The 18717-nt window shown below is 36.7% G+C and carries 17 protein-coding genes; 3 read left to right on the top strand and 14 right to left on the bottom strand.

Going from position 1 to position 18717, the window contains the following annotated elements:
• The 12 genes from ACQKFG_RS23825 to ACQKFG_RS23880 form a co-directional block, all read right to left on the bottom strand.
• On the bottom strand, window positions 1-435 hold the full coding sequence (locus ACQKFG_RS23825) for a hypothetical protein (RefSeq protein ID WP_427563451.1): 435 nt from the start codon (window positions 433-435) through the stop codon (window positions 1-3).
• Between the two features lie 62 nt (window positions 436-497).
• Window positions 498-1094, bottom strand: a complete 597-nt coding sequence (locus ACQKFG_RS23830) for a hypothetical protein (protein WP_427563453.1) — start codon at window positions 1092-1094, stop codon at window positions 498-500.
• A gap of 12 nt (window positions 1095-1106) precedes the next feature.
• Entirely contained in the window at window positions 1107-2159 is a 1053-nt protein-coding gene (locus tag ACQKFG_RS23835) for a lysozyme family protein (protein ID WP_427563455.1), read from the bottom strand.
• Window positions 2160-3512, bottom strand: coding sequence for a type VII secretion protein EssB/YukC (locus ACQKFG_RS23840; RefSeq protein ID WP_427563457.1), 1353 nt, complete (start codon window positions 3510-3512; stop codon window positions 2160-2162).
• A 14-nt stretch (window positions 3513-3526) separates the two neighbouring features.
• Window positions 3527-5500 carry a VirB4 family type IV secretion system protein gene (locus tag ACQKFG_RS23845; protein WP_427563459.1) on the bottom strand — a complete coding sequence of 658 codons (1974 nt, stop codon included), beginning with the start codon at window positions 5498-5500 and terminating at the stop codon, window positions 3527-3529.
• 24 nt (window positions 5501-5524) lie between these two features.
• The gene (trsD, locus tag ACQKFG_RS23850) at window positions 5525-6184 is read right to left on the bottom strand and encodes a TrsD/TraD family conjugative transfer protein (RefSeq protein WP_427563460.1); all 660 of its coding nucleotides are present in this window, start codon (window positions 6182-6184) and stop codon (window positions 5525-5527) included.
• Complete coding sequence (locus ACQKFG_RS23855; protein ID WP_427563461.1) at window positions 6177-6575, bottom strand: hypothetical protein; 399 nt, start codon at window positions 6573-6575, stop codon at window positions 6177-6179. Before ACQKFG_RS23855 ends, trsD begins: the two co-directional genes overlap by 8 nt.
• Before the next feature lie 14 nt (window positions 6576-6589).
• Entirely contained in the window at window positions 6590-6919 is a 330-nt protein-coding gene (locus tag ACQKFG_RS23860) for a CagC family type IV secretion system protein (RefSeq protein ID WP_250211869.1), read from the bottom strand.
• 11 nt (window positions 6920-6930) lie between these two features.
• Window positions 6931-8052 carry a hypothetical protein gene (locus ACQKFG_RS23865; protein ID WP_427563463.1) on the bottom strand — a complete coding sequence of 374 codons (1122 nt, stop codon included), beginning with the start codon at window positions 8050-8052 and terminating at the stop codon, window positions 6931-6933.
• 447 nt (window positions 8053-8499) lie between these two features.
• The gene (locus ACQKFG_RS23870) at window positions 8500-8643 is read right to left on the bottom strand and encodes a hypothetical protein (protein ID WP_427563465.1); all 144 of its coding nucleotides are present in this window, start codon (window positions 8641-8643) and stop codon (window positions 8500-8502) included.
• A gap of 440 nt (window positions 8644-9083) precedes the next feature.
• Entirely contained in the window at window positions 9084-9557 is a 474-nt protein-coding gene (locus ACQKFG_RS23875) for a hypothetical protein (protein ID WP_427563467.1), read from the bottom strand.
• A 57-nt stretch (window positions 9558-9614) separates the two neighbouring features.
• On the bottom strand, window positions 9615-10865 hold the full coding sequence (locus ACQKFG_RS23880) for a hypothetical protein (RefSeq protein WP_427563469.1): 1251 nt from the start codon (window positions 10863-10865) through the stop codon (window positions 9615-9617).
• Window positions 10866-11591: 726 nt separating this feature from the next.
• On the opposite strand from ACQKFG_RS23880, the gene ACQKFG_RS23885 reads away from it, so the two are divergent.
• A complete protein-coding gene (locus tag ACQKFG_RS23885) occupies window positions 11592-12494 on the top strand; it encodes a hypothetical protein (protein WP_427563471.1) in 903 nt (300 codons plus the stop codon).
• Window positions 12495-13542: 1048 nt separating this feature from the next.
• On the opposite strand, the gene ACQKFG_RS23890 is transcribed toward ACQKFG_RS23885, so the two are convergent.
• The gene (locus tag ACQKFG_RS23890; protein ID WP_427563473.1) at window positions 13543-14664 is read right to left on the bottom strand and encodes a hypothetical protein; all 1122 of its coding nucleotides are present in this window, start codon (window positions 14662-14664) and stop codon (window positions 13543-13545) included.
• A 1175-nt stretch (window positions 14665-15839) separates the two neighbouring features.
• Complete coding sequence (locus tag ACQKFG_RS23895; protein WP_427563475.1) at window positions 15840-16028, bottom strand: hypothetical protein; 189 nt, start codon at window positions 16026-16028, stop codon at window positions 15840-15842.
• A gap of 383 nt (window positions 16029-16411) precedes the next feature.
• On the opposite strand from ACQKFG_RS23895, the gene ACQKFG_RS23900 reads away from it, so the two are divergent.
• Window positions 16412-16897: a hypothetical protein gene (locus ACQKFG_RS23900; protein WP_427563476.1), complete on the top strand. Its 486-nt coding sequence runs from the start codon at window positions 16412-16414 to the stop codon at window positions 16895-16897.
• Window positions 16897-18552: a helix-turn-helix domain-containing protein gene (locus ACQKFG_RS23905; RefSeq protein WP_427563478.1), complete on the top strand. Its 1656-nt coding sequence runs from the start codon at window positions 16897-16899 to the stop codon at window positions 18550-18552. The genes ACQKFG_RS23900 and ACQKFG_RS23905 overlap by 1 nt, the downstream gene beginning before the upstream one ends.
• The last annotated feature ends 165 nt before the right edge of the window (window positions 18553-18717 follow it).

Below are 18717 nucleotides of genomic sequence, written 5' to 3' on the forward strand. Positions count from 1 at the left end.
TCATTTCTCCCCTTTCGAATCTAGCATACTTGCATCAAGATCCTGCATAAGCTGTTTGGCTGGAACCTCAACCGTCTCACCATGCGTAAATATTTCGTGCTTTTGAGCAAATCTACTTGAACCATGAACACCGTATTTATCGGCCAATTCATATTTACCCTTGTCGCCCTTCGTAAAAAAGACCATAAAGACGGCTAATACGATGACAGCTGCACTACCCATGAAGAAAAGTGGATTCTTCTTTTCAATCATGCTGGTGGATGTTCCAATAGGGTTCATGAGGTTTTCCATGACAAAGGCCATTAACGGGGCACCGGATATGTTGGCTTGATGTGCCGCAAGAAACGGAAGAATCCCAGCTATGTTGATGACAATCAGTTCAAATATGGCTAATAAAAAGGCCATTAACAACAGGCGTATTCCCATCACTTTCAAAAGGATCCACTCCTTTTTGATTACTTTCAATCTCTGCAAATCCGACAAAGCATTCGATGCACTCAGTTCTCTTCAAAAGGTTCGAAGGACCCCATTAACTCTAATTTATCAACGAGCCTTTTCTCTCCATCCAAAGCGATCGTGACCTCATACAGTTGATTTTTCCTTGGGAATTCACTGCCACCCACCGAGTATTGTGTTTCCATCTTTACAAGCGCTTTTGCTTGGTCTTTTTCAACAGCACTTAGATAAACATGTAAAGACTCCACTTCATTTTTGAATTCAATTTCCATACTTCCCATTTCTCCTGAAGCTTTCAATTTTGAAATAACGGACTCCGCTAACCGATCTTTGACCTGATCAAAACGTGAAGCATAATTTTTGTTATCGTAATTAAATAGTCCTCTAAACGTGTCGTCTACAAAGCTTTTAACCTCTTCACTATGTTCAATTTCATAATAGGCTGCATTCCGTTGAAAGGTATTCAGTTCCTTGTCTTTTGCATTCACTTTACTTTTCAACTGAACCATCTGTTTTTTTGTTTCGATATTTTGATCTTCTGCTTGAGTCATCATGGTCTTTTGACCAACATACATAAATCCTAAAATCATGTTCGCTAGGATGGATAGTCCTAACAACATAGCGAAAAATTTATTCATGGTGTTTTCCTCCTAATGGGACACTCTACCAAAACCAGCTAAATGAGATTTCCAGTAAGACGAATGTATGTCATGGACTCCAATGCCCGAACCGTTAGAATCAAACATTTTGCCATCTCCTATGTAAATCCCGATATGTGTGATATATTTGTTGGTCTCATAAGTTCCAGTAAAATAGATAAAATCACCTGGTCTTGCTTCAGATGGCGGGATTTTCGACGACGCATCATATTGTTCTTGAGCAGTTCGTGGTAGCTTTATCCCCACTTTAGCAAATAGCCATTGTGTAAATCCCGAACAATCAAATCCTCTATGGGGATCTGAACCTCCCCATACATATGGCCAGCCTACATATTTATTCGCTTCTGTGATAATCGCATTAAATGCTTGTTCCCCCAATGGGGAAACATCTTCACCACCGACAGCAACTCCCGTCGGCATTAGATTTCCCATCACTTTCTCCACATACGTATAGTCTCCATAGCAGTAAGGTGCCCGCCAATCCGAACAACTCCATCCTTGTTTTTCAGTTTGGGCCGATGAGAATTGTTGGGCTAATTCAATGGAGTGTTTTTTTCCGTTTGCAGAAATAAAGCTCAGGTAACCAGAACCGAAATTGTATGACTGAACAATAGCTGGAAAATCCACCCCGTTTTTTTGTCCATCCTCTAACACCGATTTAAAATGTTGAACCCCTAAATTCACGGACATCACCGGGTTTTGAATGGCGTTTGGCGGTAACCCGACAGATTCAGAACTTTGCATAATATCCAAGGTTTGTGAGTTTCCTATTTCCTGATACATGAGGGCCAGTAAAAAATCTGTGTATTCCGGTATTCCGTACTTCGTCGTATATTCTTGAAGCAGGCCCTTCCATTGTTCAATATGAGGTGGAACATTAGCCGTTCCAAATGGCGAGTTAATATATCCCTTTGGCTCCTCTTGAGATTGAGTTCCGAGTAATAAGCCCGCCATTAATAGTAAGGAGAATACGACGCCTATCGTAATTTCCTTCCAGTACCGGACGACAAAAACGGTTCCCTTCACAGCAACTGTTGCGGACACTTAATTAAAACCCGATTTCTTATCAAGTTTATCAAGTTCCGTTTTATAGGTTGTGAGCTCCTTATTCTTTGGATCAAGCTGTTCCTTAATATCTTTTGATTTCACGTCTTTCTTTTTCTTGAGATGCTTTATTTGTTGTTCTAATTGAGCCACTTGGTTTTGCAATTCTTTTTTTCTGATCGTAACCGTTAATTCTTTGTTCTTTAACCTCTTATTGAGATCGTTGGCATCTGTTAGATCCCCGTGCTCAACAAAGGCTTGTCCGATTCGAAGTTGTTGGTCTTCATCCTTTGTAAAAGCCTGCATCGATAACAAAACACTGTAATCATAGCTTACTATTTTCTTTTCGATGTCCAGATAGTCACTTTCGGCTTCTAATCCTAGTATTTCTTCCTTTTTATCCGCTTTATATAAGGCTTCCACACTAGGCTTTATCAAGTTATCGTCTGCCTCTATTGCCTTTTGATATTCACCTTTTTCAAAGTGAAGATTCCCAAACTCTTTTTTTGTACCACCCGTTTTCTTCAACAAGGAAAGGGCATCATCATATTTGTCTTCACTTAATAGTTTATAAAATGTTGATTTTTGTTCAGCTTTTTCAAGTTCTGTTGCATAAGCCGTTTCAGCTTCCTTGACTGCCATTTGTTGAAGAAAAAGAGCCAAAGTAAAGACTGCAGCAGAGATTCCGATAGAAATTCCTGTCAGGAACCTCTTTTGCTTTTTGATTTTTTGTTTTTCCGCTTCTAATCCGAAAAAATGCAACGTTTCCTCCTCCTGAAGTTTACTCGCAATCAGCTCTTTCAAATCCTCAACGGAGCTAGCATTTTCAATCCGGAAGAAAAATTCATCTTTTTCCTTTTTTAGCAGATTTTCTTTTTCCCGTTTATACTTTTCATAGGAGAAACGGGAAAACATAGATAGGGTTAGAATTTTATATTGTTCTAGTTTTTCAATATGGCCTTCAAAGGGCAACCATTGATTGCTTCTGTATAGAAACTTTAGTTTTTTCATATCTTTAAAGAAAATGTTTCTTGGGTGGATCAGCACTTTCCCCTTAAAATTGTGTAAAGGATCCAAATCTAGCAACTGATTTAATAACGCAAGCCGTAATACGGTTGAATATGATTTGGCTATTTGTAAAGGTTGGTAACCTTCCTCCATTTCATAATCAAGAATCAAGCGATCGTTTTCTTTTTTTATATCTTTCAGTGTAAAGAAATACGGATGTTCTTCCTGAAGTTCTGTAAGGTCCTCTACCCGTTCAGCCAACACTTTAGTTGTCGCAATTTCTAAACGATAGTGCCTATTTTTAAGGATGAATAACGTTCCGAGTTCAAATAATTGGATTTTCACTGTTACCTCCCCCTTTACAGAACAAAATTTCGAACTTCTTCTTTTTCAATGGGAGTCATTTCATTCCTTCCTTCATAATCAGGGATTTCATCAGGATCTAAACCATATTTTTCAAGATACCGATTTTTATTCCAAAGACGCAGCTCTTCTTGCGTGAGCTCAACCCGAATAAATGCACGTTGAGACCCGTAAACAAGTAATGCCTCTCCCTGACGCTTCGCTCGTAATAAGGAAATCTCTTCATCAGAGAATGATAGATTGATTTTTTTAACCACATCTTCAACACCCTTATTGTCCAGTCCAAAAAATAGTTTTGTGTGACTATTTTCAATCATAGCTGCCCCTAGGTTATCCTCGGTATCCAGTACGTCGATAATTTGTTGCGTGCCTGCGATAGCGCCGGCATTATACTTCCTAAATCGTTTATAAGCTTGATAAAAGAATCTCATCGAATCCGGGTTCTTTGATAAGAAGTGGAATTCATCAATAAATAGGTACACCAATTCCTCTTTTGTTTTCGTCACTTCGTCCCAAAGGAAACCAAAGATATTAAAGTAACAAGCAGCCTGCACATCCACTTCATTTTGTAGTGATTTTAGATTAAAAGAGAATAGAGAGTTATTGATATTCACGTTCGTATGGCCATTAAATAACGAGTTAGATCCATGAACATAACTTTCCAGGATAAAATAAAAATCCTGTATTTTTTCATAGCGTTCTAAATCATTGGTCTTCAATGTACCTAAATCTTCATAAAAGTCCTCGAGAATTGGGAAATCCTTTGCCATTAAACTTGTAAAATTGCTCTCTTCATTAATGGAAAAACGATTGTAAAGGTTGATCAGTGTCTTATCTAAAATACTAGATTCAACCTGGGATAAGTCAGCTTTTAGGACTTTGAAAAAGGCCTTAAGACGTTGAACCTTTTGTTTAACAAGGTCCCTTATGAATTCCGCATCGTCATTAAAATCTTCGGTGTCCGTAATTTCTGTGGAGAATATCTCCAAAGGGTTGATTTTCGTTGAACTATTACTACTGAGATGAACAACTTCACCTCCAAGGATTTTCACAATATGCGAATACTCATTTTCTGGATCAATGATATATATCTTGATTCCCATGGCGTAGCAGCGAAGGATTTTTTGAACCATAAAGGTAGATTTTCCAACACCTGATGTCCCAATGACCACCATATTTTGATTTAATGTACGCTGTGTATCCAAATAGTCTATGGCAACCAACGAATTGGTCGTCTTATTGATCCCTTCCACCTGAGCCGTCAGGGATAAATAGCAAATCTCTGAATCATCGAACGGAAAGAAAGAAGAGGCCGCTTCACTGTTGCACATCTGATAGGTATAATCCTTTAATTGGTTATCCCCTAAAGGCAGAGCCGACCAGAATGCCATCGGTGTTGCGTAATGAGGGTTTAGAGCTTTCATTCTTAGTTTCGTTAAAATCCTCTGAACATTGTCTTCTAAGGTCTTCAGCTCTTCTAAGGATGCAGCTTGAATGAAGATGTATGTATACAGATACATAAAGGTGGAACGGTTTGATAATACCTGATTTAGTTGATATTTTGCGCTTTCCAGTTCGGATTGCAACCTGATGCGTGTGGCTGGATCTCTTGTTTTTAATAGTTCCGCATCTTTATTTTTAATAGAGTCATTGTAATAGCTAATCATGCCTTCTGAATTGGACGGTTCTAGGTACTGGACAAAGGATATGTTTCCTTTTAATCGCTTCAGATCCGATAGCCAGTTCCCTTTTTGTTCTTTAGGATAAGCAACGACCGCCAGCACCTTAATAAAGTTGCCACCACTTTCGATATAATTCTTATTTTCCTTCCAGACAAAAGGATAAATGGAATTAAGTTCTTCGGTCTCTAACATCCCATGTAAAACATCTTCGGGACTTTGTTTCACCTGTTCGTCCTGCTTATTTTCACGTTTTATTAAAGAAAATAAAGTAGCTAAAGAAAAAGGCATTTGACTTGCTCCTTTCCGAACCGGTTATCCGTATAGTTTTGACATTTCAAAATCAAAATATCTATATAGCAACGATAACGTATTTTTCTCAGACAATTTTCTAATCGTTATATCGTACGATTCAAAAGTGGATCGCAGGGAGTTTGTCATTTTCTCCACCTTTTTTGTTAGAATAGTTTCAGCACGTTCTAAATCTTGGAACGTACGTTTATTCATTTTCTCCCTAATGACAACAAAATGTTGTTTTGTCGACATTTCATCTTTCATCCTTATCCTTTGGAAATGATCGATGTAAGATGTGATTAGGGTTCGCTTGTATTCATTAGCTGTGTTATCCTTATTCTCCAGTTCGTGCAAATAGCGTTTTTTCCAACCTAAGTTATAGGAACGGAAATCCACGGGAACCGTCATCGAGATGGTTTGTAATTGATCATGGACTTGACTCATTAAGAATGAACCGTAATCTTCAAATAAACGATTCTGTTCATACTCCGCCAACAAATCTAGGTTGATACCACTCACTTGCAGGATGGACGTCAGATAACCATTTTTCAAAAGTACATAGTCTTTGTATATCCCTTCTATAATACTTATGTCTTGAATTGTCGATTTTCCTTTTTTTATAAGGGTTTCTACTTCATAGTCAAAGTCTTCCTTATCCATTTTCTTATTATGATTAACCACGGAAATCATCCCTTTTATTCGATTTCATAAAGAACATCTTCTGTCTATTGTTGTAATGAATAATTCGTTTTAAATAGCTACTATATGTGATATTTGGCCGAGCAGATATGGGACGTAAAACAGCAAAGGTTAAGGAGCCTAACAGCAAAAGGGCCATAAAGAACAATTTAACCATCATAAATCCTAAGGAATAAGGGGGAAGGAACAGGATAATGGCGGAAATAACGACCGCCGGTAATATATATCTAAAGAAATTCATTAATGATAAGCCCTTAACAAGGTTATATGATCGATCGACATTATCAGGGAAAACAAACGTTTTCCCCTTGCGACTGTCTTTTTCTCCAAGTAACGTTTTGAGAGCCTCTCTAAGCTCTTCTTTTTCCGTCATCTAGTTCACCTCAATTAAGCGAATAACGCGTACATCCACGGAACAAGCCATACGATTGCGGCTGCTAACCCTACCCCTGCCAAAGCCATTCCTACTCCACGAAACATTTCGTTTTTGGTATGAGGATCATCCACGCCTGGTAATTTTTTAATGATGATCCATATGGATACACAAATGCCCACTGTAACAACAAGCCCCGTTAACAATGTTTGAACTTGTTTCAGTCCCTCTTTGATTTTTGCTGATACATTGGCTGCTGCAGAAGCTTGCTCTGGTGCGATATGTAAAAGTAAAAGAATTGCAGCAAACATCAGTAAGATTTGTAATTTTTTTAACGAAGTCATATGTTTCCTCCTTAGTCGTTTTCCCTAATTTCTTTGAATGGAATATCGGTTTCCACCTCTTTTACCTGACTATCTTTCTGCTTTTCTAGTTGAATGTGATTATTTAAATTTCTCAACTGTTTCTCGGCCTCTTTCTCAGAGAAGTAAGGGGAAACTTTTTTCACTTTGCCATTGCCACTCAATTTCCCAATATACGAGCCAACTTGATTTGAAATCACCTCAAAATCATGTTGTTTCATTTGGCTTTCTTTATTTATTTCCATGCCATAAAAGGCAAGGAAACCTTCTGCAATAGAACGACTATCCATGATAACTTCATCAAACATTACTTTCGTTCCGGGGTTATCTCTTACTCTTTCCATCCATTTTTCTGCAATGTCAGGCAACCAGACGTCTCGTTGTTTTTGATTCTCTACTAATGATAGCCTTGTCCCTTGACCATCATTTGAAATATTTTGGATTGTAACGGTCTTTCCTAAAAGATCTGAAGGAATACAGTGCTCTTCTAAAGCCCTACGAAGAGATTGTTTTCTAAGTTTAGGATCATTTTTAAGTTCCTCTTTTACAACAAAGGTGCGTGCTTGTTCAATATTTTCATAAGTTGTTAGGGTTTTATAAGATTTTGCTAAATTTAGCCGAAGTTGTTTATTGTCATGGAGGGTGAATGCTTTTCCATCTTCCACAAGGAAGAATGAGTGCATTCTAAACTTTTCGAATTGGGAGGTTCCGAGTGTTTTTTGAAGCAGGTCCTCTTTTGTTCGAAATGCTGGTGTGACGATGTGCGCTTCCTTAGATTCTTGTTTATAGACCCCGAAGTATACATCTTTATCCTTCAGGATGACAAAAACACTTTTTTCCTTATCGACTGGGAATGTTTCAATGGAATCCCCTTTTATTTCAAATAACTGAGGGTGATGTTCCTTTATCATGGCGTAATATAGCTCATACTCAGCCTCTGTCTTTTCTTTGGTAGACCAAGAAGTGGAATTTTGTTTCAAACTCATCTTTTCCTGGTTCATGAGACTTGTCTTTTTTAAGCTTTTTTGTTTAGACTGTTCAATCATTTGTAGAATAGAGTCAGTAATTGTAAGCACGGAATCGTTGACCGATCTTTCAATCGAATCATTTCTCATAACAAGTTCATCTCCTTACTGGGTCGAAATGATTTTACAGAATGCAACAACTTAGAGTTCATCTGTATCTCATACACAAACAATTTTCCCTCTCCACTAAAAAGGATGCTATGGCAATACCTTTGACGTTTCTCTTGCTTGTATTTTACCAGTGATATTCCTTTTATTGATTAAATAAGCCAAAAAATTACAAAAAATGAACCTATTGATGGGATTCGTAGTCATATAACCCTAACTTTTCTGGTTAGTATTCTAGAGACTTTAGTCTTGTTATTATCCTTTTTACTAATCCTTGATCTATTCTTTTCTGGCTAGATCTAATTGCAATTAAGATTTTTAAGTTCATAACGGTAAAAACCTTCTTTTAAGAAGAAAGAAAACAAAAATACGCGGCTGTATTATTCTCAAGGAATAATACAGCCGCATATTTTTGTTGTTATATTATTGCTATTGTCCCATCATCTTAACGTCTTCCATATGCTTTGGAACATATTCATTAAATTGGTTAAATAAATAATTAAGGTAGGAGTTTAGTTCGAATCGATCTTCCTGAATAAAATGGACAAATGGGGTTTTATTTTCTGCTTCCATCTTTTCCTCCCCTTTACTTTATCTTTAATATCATCCAGAACGATAAGCACACACCAATTTGAAGTACATTACATTTTCCGTTTGGAAATAGTAATTTTTTAATGGATCATCATTTTTATAAATGTAGTATTGGCCCTGCCTACGTCAAGATACCATCGCCTGTTTTCATTATAAAAGAAAACGCTTACATTTTCCGGCGCTAACGTAATACAAATTTTGACAAAACTTCTAAATATAAAATGTGGGTCCTACTTTGTGAACTTTGTATAAAGATCCATCCACTCGATGGAACCCCCTATATATAACATTTCTAAAAGGGCTCTTTCATTTGATTTGGGTGTAAGGTTAACAAAAAAAGAGACTGAATCAAATTAGTCGTTATTCAACGACCTTTTGATTCAGCCTCTTACATATAACTGAGCTCTATTTTTAAAAGTGTTTTATCCCTTTAAATTGGTCATCTTCCCCAACTTCAATAGTTTAGAAAGGGCTTCGTTTGATTGACCCTTACCTTCCTTAGTATCTTCTTCATGATTCACAGGCGCTTCAGATGGGACGATTGGTGAGGAAGCTGGCTCACTTTTCTGGGATACCGGCTGCACCATTTGCTGGGCAAGCGCCGTCCCTTCGGGTTTCCCTACAATTAAAGAAACAATATTATAAAGAATCCTTTGCCCTTCCTCCGTTTTCAAAAGTGCTAATTGATCATTCGCAAAGGTGTCTAGTGGAAGGTAAATGCCTTGTTCTTTATAAGATCCATTCCGAACCTTTAATCCATCTTCTATAAGCGCGCTAATAAGTTCATTTCTGCTTTTAAAGCTGTCTACCAACTCATTAAATTCATTAGCCCATTTTATCGAGGTTTTTGGGGTATATTGAATCCCCCTACCTGGAGTGATTTTTCTATTGGACAACGTTACCACCACCTTGTATCACAACTAAAAGAAGATGCTGCTCCTACTCTTGCAATTTTATGCTTCAATTGATTGCTTTTCAATTTCAGCAATAATATTTTTCAAGAGATATGCTTTACTTGTAAAGAAACTGGCTTGATCGATATTCGGAGGAAATAAACAATCTTCTTCTTTAAGTTCCGCTAGGTATTGATAAGCGAAGAGAAGCCCTCCCCCGACGATAATCATTTGTCCAACATTTGTATCAACAAAATACCGGATGACTTTATCTTTCACTTCTTCGGCATATTGTTTTGTATATTTTTCTACAATCTTGGTGATATCTGCTGTTTTGGACTGCCATGTCGCTTTAAAGACAGGAGAATATTTAGGTTTTTTAACCATTTTATCGATTTCCGGCTTGATGAACTTCCTCATGAATTCTTCACGTGTAAACGAAATCTTAGGAGTTTTATTCACCCTTTCAAAACGGGCCCTTATGCTGTCAAATTCCTTTAGTTCAGCTGCTTCTTTCATGATTAAATCAATATATTTATTTGTACCTATCAGATGGTTTGTAGATTTAGTTGAATTTAAACCATTTTCATCATAAAGAGCTAAATCCAATGTTCCAGCTCCCAAATCAGCAATGGCAAACTCATCATGGATTTGTGATGAAAATTCAGTTTCCACCACTTCCCCATTCACTAAATCAAAGGCCAATGCTAAGTAGCTCGTTACGCCTTCCACATTAAGCTGAACATCTGTAATGTTAATGGTTATGGTTTTGCCTTTATAAGGCCCTTTTATTGCTGTAATTTCATGCTCACCCATATATAAGTTGATTTTTTCTGATGACGCCTGTTTGGCCTCTTCTATTGGAAGCCCAAAACTCAATGGAACGTCTACCTTATTGGTCTTACCCGATTTCCAAGCAGCTAAGGCTAATCCAGCTAAAGTTGTTACAACATGGATTTCATTCCCTAATTTATCTCTTGCATCACTGCTGGTTTCTCTTAAATTATTTTTGTCATTTGTTGAAATTTGAGCATATTCCCCTACTGTATAATAAGCATTTGTTCGATTCTTTGGTAAGGCTTTACTTTTAATATGTACATGAAGGATCATATCATCAGGAAAAGATTTATCTGCGCTTTCATCTGGCATATCTTCGGCAGTCGTTTCCGCGTTTTCCCCGATAATACTCGCGATATTTAATGAAACAACATTTCCATTTTGATCGATATACGTAATTTTATTGGAAATGTTCCCACTATCTACTCCTGCAATTAAATAATCCTCTTTAAATAAAAAATCAAGTTTTGTCATGGTCTTCCTCCTTCGGACTAATCTAGTTTAGTCTACTTACTATCCAATATATAGAGATTCCCTGTTAAAGTCAATTAAAAACTAGCGATAAATTGACGTTAACGATACTTCAGCGCCGATTTAATATCGATAAACTATCGATACCCCAACGCTAAACATAAACCTTTGTGATCAGTCGGTCCATATTAACTATATATTTGACGGTGAATTGACGTTATCGCTTATTTAATTCCTTTTATCACAAGAAAATTAATGGCAATTTACCGCTAATCCATCCCACGTTATCGGTACTTATCGTCAGATTAACGTTATCGGTCATTTAACGTTGGTATTTGCAGGAGAATTCCTCCTTATAAACCACACTAAACTAAACTAGATTAGATTAGTCTAATATAGAGATAATCATTCACAAATTAACGCTAATAATTCCATATTGTTGCATTCTAGCGCTAAATTAATGTTATCGGTCATTTACCGCACGAAATATAGAAGAAACTCATTAAAAATCTAAACTAGATTAGACTAGATTGGTTATTATTGTACTAAAAGATTAATCTAGACTAGATTATAATCAGTCGAATTCGTTCATTATTTCTAGTAAAGCAAACAAACCTAGTTGATTAGTCTTTATCTAGTAGGTAAACTATAGATATAGATAAATTGACGCTTAGCGATAGGTAGATAAAAATAAGCTATAGTTAAACTAGCGTTAAGAGGAGGGTTATCGTGACAAACAGAGTCCAGGCTAATAAGGATTTCATTACAGAAGCACTTCGTGACGATGCTTTATTCACTTCGTTGGTACTTGATAAGGAATACAGTGCCAAACTATTTAAAGAAGATATACTAGAGTTGGATCCGAATGCCATGTATTCAACCACCGATTGTTCCGATAAGATCTTTAATATCGCTAATTCGACGTTAAGGTATTACGTTAGGATGCTAGAGGGATACTTAGAGATTTATGTAGAAGGTAGAAAGAAGCGATTGCCATTTCTTACCGTTTTTAAAATCCACATGACTTTACTGTCAATTGAGAGGGGAGAAACGATTTCTGATATTCAAGTTAAGTTATCGCTAAAGTCGATTCCTCAACAAAATGGCGGAAAAGCAAAAGGGAGTAAATATAATGAGGATACCTTAGATCAATTATTCTCGGAATTTGATAGAAGGCAGAATGTAATGATGAGAACCTTCACACTACAAAACACAATCAATCTAATTGAAGTGGAGTTGTTGAGAAGGAGAACTGGAATAGCTGATAGACAAAGACAAATTGAAGTTATAGAAGAAAAGATTAAAAATCATCGGTTAAATCGAAAAATGGATCGACAAGCAGCGAATGTGTTACGAAAAAGTTTGGAGCAAAAGAAAAATACAGGCTTTTTCTCTTTCTTCGCAAAAAAAAGTACTGAAGATACTCTGAATTTAGAATCTGACATACTAGTCGATGAAAGGGATATCAAAGCTGACCATATAGAAGTGGAACTCATTGAAGAAATTAATGCAATAAGGTTGAAGATTAGTCAAATGGAAGAAGAATCACTTGCTTTAGAAAAAAGGTTAAAATCTGAAACTGCACTTCTAACAAATGAAAGGGAAGTATTAGAACAAACAATGGAAGATTAATAGTTCTTTTTTATTTATTTTTGATCTATGGGATAAGGTGAAAAATTGGAACCTCCCAAAATTTTTATATGTAAGCTTTCTAGAAGATAGATATTTAACCTTCATTTTGTAGATTCAAATTAGGAATAAGAGTATCCTTTTGCTTTATAGAGATCAATGATGGTTTAAAGCTTCTTAATGAGCTCTCTAGAGCTTTATAGCAAGTAAAAGGGGCCTTGGCCCCTTAATTAAATACGTTGAATGCAGGAAAAGGATATAAGTTTAGGCCACCGTCTTGGGTGGTCTAATTTTTTTACAAAGTAGTTTCTTTTTTAAGGTATTACTTGCAGAATTTTTGGTTAAAAGCGATTTCCTGAAAGGTGTTATAGTATGCTGCTCACTTGGGCTGAATTTTCATAGCTGCCGTTTTAAGCTCGTCCCAACTAATTGAAGGTTTCTTCTAGTGATTGTATAAAATTTACAATAAATGAACCTTAATCTAACTAATATGGTTGATTAATCTTTTCATTAGTTTTCAATATGTAATTGTTGAAAGGCTCATTGTTTTACAGTGAGTACATTAATCCTAATAATTCAATATTTTAAATTCTGTTTGAAGTGATCTATTTCGTAAATAAACAAATTTAATAAAAAGGCATATTTAATAAGAGAATACAGATTTAATAAAAGAAACAGAAGTAATAGGCATTTTTCTATTGTTAGATATATCCCTTGAGCGACAAGGGTTCTAGCCATTTCTAAGAGTCATTTTAGCAGAGTTTCCACTTTCCCACATATAGAATGTAAATGAAGTCACATATACACAGGGCTTTTTTTAAAATATTTACATATTCACAGGAGTGTATTTTTAATATCCACTATTTCACAAGGTGACATTCGGAATCTATTAAGCGTAAAAAAATAATCCTTCTCGAAAATTTTGCCAAAATTCGTGACAGAGGAGGGAAGGAAAGACTTTTGCTTTAAGGGAATACTTTTAATATAGTTTTTGCGTATATTCGAATAGCCCTGTGAATGTCTTATTTTTTCACAAGGCTGGGTTAAGCTATTAAATTACACCGTGTAGCTCTGGTGCTTGGCCGGTTTTGGTGTACTCTCTGATTTTGGCTTCATGAATTAATTCATAAGGAATATTTTTTATGGCCCCAGGAAGATACTTTCTAAAGGCCATTCTGAAAAAGGCCCCAATCGAGTAGAAATGGAAAGAACCTTTTCGTTGTTTTTCTGTATGTATATGAATACCAATCTGATCCATTGTTTGTAAAAAGAAGTTTTTCATGAATCGATCACGTATGGTGAAGCTTTCATAGTCCTCATCCATAAGATAGTTCAGTTTATTCATTACTTCCTGCTTAAAGGAAATCATGACATCGATTTGGTCTCTAGGTTTAAATTTAATTTGATGTCCATCAAAGAAATAGGTGAGCTCTTTTGATAGTTTCGCCATGAGTGAGTTGACATTGAATTCATCCGTGTTTTCTTCCACACATTCCGGCTTTAAGGAAAAGGAGGCTTTTTTAATCCATATTTGCTTCCCACGAATCTCTATCCCTGTGAATTCGATGGAAAAAAGAGCTTCTAAAACGCTTAAAGTTTTACGAACCCCTTTTGCATTTTTGTTTAGTTGAAGTTTAAGTGTCTTCATTGTCCGTTCTTGTTTTATTTTCTCCATTTCACCTGTCTTGCTGAAAGACAGACCAGTCCGGAACTGGTTAAGTAAGGATAAGAGAAGTTCGATACCTTCAGGGTTCGAGGTACGTACGAATTCTGCTAAAATATTCGTTTCAAAAAGGGCGTGCGGTATGATTAGGTAGTTGAGGGATACACCATTAAGTTCAGGTGTATTATACTTATCAACATCTTTTAACATGATAACAGGTAACCCTTCGTGGATTTCCTCTTTTACAAAATGATGATCTTCTAAAAATTTTTTTCCTCCCCAAAGGGTAGAATAAGAGATCCCAAGTTTCTTTGCCCAGTAAGAAAGATTATATTCCTTAAGCATGCCTCGTTGGTTTTGTTCTACTTGTAATTGGTTTAACATGGTCATATATACGACATAGGCAGAGGCAGGAGGGCGCTCAAATGACTGATCACGAAGAAAATGGAATTCTTTTAAGATGGCATGATGCATTCTAAAACCATCGATTCTTATTCTGGATTCTTTCATTTTAAGCCCTCCTCTCGTCTAATTTTCTAGTTTGAATTATAGCAGAATGGTAAAACAGGAAATGGTGTCCTTTATTAAGGGATTTTCAAAGTTGCACAACGTGTGCTCATCCCTTGGGGGGCAAGGGATTGAAAAAAACTCTAAATATTTTTGTGTGAAAGGAAACGTCATTTTTTCACACTGTTTGTGCATATTGTGAAAGGAAACGTCATGCTTTCATGGATAAGCAAATTAGGATAAACGTTGATATATCAATGTTTTCATAAAATTGTCCATCCATAAATGGACAAGAATAAAAAACTTGCACAGAAATGTGTGCAAGTTTGTGTGAGAGCAAACGTCATAATTCTTCATTTTAGAACAAAAAGAGATAAATTTATGCACTATTTTGTGTGGGCTCCTAATGTTTTCTGAGATTTTGTTGGTGATGTAGGGGTGTAAAAGGTATGTTGATTAAAAATGTTTTAAAAAATCCCAGATCAAAAGAGGGAATTGTGCACATTGTGAAAGGAAACGTCAAAATATAAAAAGTTGCACAGTTAATTATAGATGAGTGAGATGTGCATGAAGGCGTCAAGCTAATGTGATGTTGTTAATGGGAGATAAACTTGCATATCCTTATCTTTGTGCACATTGTGAGAGCAAACGTCAAATGAAGGAAAAGTTGCAATCCCATATAATGGTGTGCATATTGTGAAAGGAACCGTCATTCTTTAACCATTAAGAGGGTTGTGATAACCACTGGTATATCAACAATCTAATGAAAAAACCCATTTATAATCGAACTAAAAGTGTAAAAATTGCACAATAACGTGTGAAAGGAACCGTCATTTCCTTGTTTATTTGACCAGAAGGAGATTACTTCATGCAAGGCTTTTGGTAAAGAACCCATATTTTAAAAGAAGATTTATATTAAAAGGCTGTGCACATTGTGAAAGGAACCGTCATTTCCCTGTTTAATTGACCAGAAGGAGATTACTTTTTTGCAAGGCTTTCGTAAAGAACCTATATTTAAAAGAAGATTTATATTAAAAGGCTGTGCACATTGTGAGAGGAACCGTCATTTCCCTGTTTAATTGACCAGAAGGAGATTACTTTTTGCAAGGCTTTCGTAAAGAACCTATATTTAAAAGAAGATTTATATTAAAAGGCTGTGCACATTGTGAGAGGAACCGTCATTTCCCTGTTTTATTTGACCAGAAAGAGATTACTTTTTGCAAGGCTTTCGGTGAAGAACCTATATTTAAAAGAAGATTTAAATTAAAAGGCTTGTGCACATTGTGAGAGGAAACGTCAAATAAAAGATAAGTTGCAATTTTATGGAAAGCAACTATCCGGTTGCTTTTTTGATTTGTTTTCCCCATTTGCCTCCCGAATCGTAAAACAGCGCAAGCCTTCTAACCTTCCAGCCGGCGGGAAGACAATAAATAGGTCAAGGGGAACCAAACCTTTTTATTATGGATTCTAGCGCAACATAAAAAACTAAGTGATCGGAACGCCCTGGACCGATTGTCTATGCATGATTTTCGTACTATTTGCAAAAGGGGAAAATTCATCCCCCTTTGGTGAACAGATGCACTTCGTAAGTTAAAAGGGAAAATATCGCAAGAAACAGAGAAGAGTGTGATGTGCACATTGTGAAAGCAAACGTCAAAATAAAAAAAGTTGCACGTTTAAACCGTGTGTTGACAAAAGCAACAATTCTCACTCATAATTACCATATTACTAGATTAGAAGGGGAACACAGATGGATTTTTTAGTTGGAGTTAAAGAGGTGGGGGAAATTCTCGGATGGGATCGGAGAAAGGTTTCCACCTATCAGTTGCGTGGCGTACTTCCTAAACCAGTGGTCCAATTATACAGTGGTCCCATATGGTTTCGAAAACAAATCGAATTTTATAAGGTTGGGAAAGATTTTGGTGTCAGGACTTATTATATAAAAGATGAGCTGGTCTATGAGTGTATGCATAATCAACCCTTTAAAGATACTATCTTTTCCCCTAACGACATCAAAGAACAGATGGGAAATTATATCCTTTATCAGGAAAAGGACATCCAACAGTTGAAAAATGCCATCCTAGAAAAAAATCCGATCGTTCAGTTTCTTTCTTTTGAGACCGTTAGCTATCTGCACGATTTGGGTATTTTGGAAACCGCTGTTTTTCAAGATTACATCCAACAGTACTCATTTGAGGACATAGAGTCGACAAAAGAAGGGCGGGTTAAAGAATAATGTTACAACCCCTGCAAACGAAATTTTTGAATGTCATGAAAACGATTTTTCCAGATTTCCCTCAACTCTTTGTCGAATGGAATATGGATATCAACCATCTTATGTCAGGTCAAGATGATTACCAGCCTAGCCAAACCTTAAAAGCATTTTTTGTGATTTTGGATAGCTTGGTGAAAGATTATGGATTGAAATTCGAGGATATGGAACAATGGGTTGATGATCACATAAAAGAAATTAGAAATTTTGTCCTTCCATACATACAGATTGTAGGAGAAGAGAATTCAGCACATTCCCCAAAGTCTAACAACAGGGAAGTGATAAATGCCTTGTTGAATCAAAATTTTGCCGAGTCCGGTTCGGCCTTATTATTTCATAAATTAAGGGAGACCATCAGTAAAAATGAATTCGACATTGCGACTGAGATTCCGACTGCAAGGATTGCGGAGAGGGCTTTAGAAGCGACGGCTCAAGTGAGGGCAGAGAATGATTATCTGATGATGAAATCCAATGTAGCCATCGAACAATGGAAAAATCTCACCTCTCAAGCCATCACGTCGATGGATGACTTAACCGCGGATATTTTTGATATCGTCTCGATTCTTTGGATGCAACAGGCTACTCATAAGGACCAAATGATTCATTTCCATACGGATGATGCTTTGAATCTAAGGAGATTGCAAGGTCGGAAAGAAGATTTAGACGGCTATCAAATGTCTTATCGAAAAAAAGAACGTGACGATATCATGAAAAGGTTGGCCGCTCTCACAACGATATGGATAAGAATTGAAAAAGAGAATTTGAGGTTCATTAATGAGGATCAGGGAGATTTTGAAGAAATTGGACAAGTCCAGTTTAATCCCTTGTTTTTGGTGGATAGCGTGACGGTAGCCTATCGAGGGGATAACCCGATTGGTATTTATGAATGCAGCATTCGTCCAGGGGAATTGCTTGCAAACTTCTTATACGGTTCCCAAAGGAGCAGTGGGCTGCTTGCATTAAAGACGCTAGAATACCATCCTATTAAGCAAAAGTACCATAAACGGTTATCCAGGTACCTGTCCTGGCAGTGGAGGATTCGCCAGAAGAGTGCAGACTATCTCAGGGCTTATCATATTGGGGGAGACAAAGGGCTTTTAAAAGTCATGGATTTGGACGTAAATCCTCGATATGGTTCAAGGATCAGAGAACAATTTGAAGAAATATTGGACACCCTGCAGCAGGATGGAATCATTAAAGGGTGGAGCTATAAGGAAAAAAACCTTGAGAAGCAAATTGAGCAGGAGAGAAATTGGTTCGCAAACACCTGGTTGAAGGCGCGTGTCCAAATCATCCCACCTACTGAAATCACGGGAATGGGAGATGACCAGGACTTATTATTGATTGAGGATCAGGACTATGACACAGAGAATTTTCTAACTATGTTGAAGGGTATGACGGACAGGGAGACTGGTGCAACCAGGGAGATGGTTGAAGAAAAGCAGGTTTCTCCTGAAACGATAAATAAGGAAAGAACAGATCGGGGATTAAGCATTTTAGAGGCGGCTAAGGAAATGGGCATCTCCCATAGTACCTTGTCCAGGTATGAAAGGAATCTAATTAAACGCCCGTATACAGTCAGCTTAGAAAAAATGAAAGAGTGGTTAAATGCAAAATAAGCATCTAAACGGTGCTTATTTTTTTTGAGGATTTTCTAACATATCATGCGGAGCATCACCTCAATAAATAAAGGTAAAGGCATCTAATATTTTACACTGACATAAATCATGCAGGGGGTATGAATGACCTGTTATTTTACATGTGGAATAAAATGGTATTAAGTT

Origin of the sequence: Peribacillus sp. NPDC076916 (assembly GCF_050269675.1) — a bacterium.
In the GTDB taxonomy this organism is placed as follows: Bacteria; Bacillota; Bacilli; order Bacillales; family DSM-1321; genus Peribacillus; species Peribacillus aracenensis.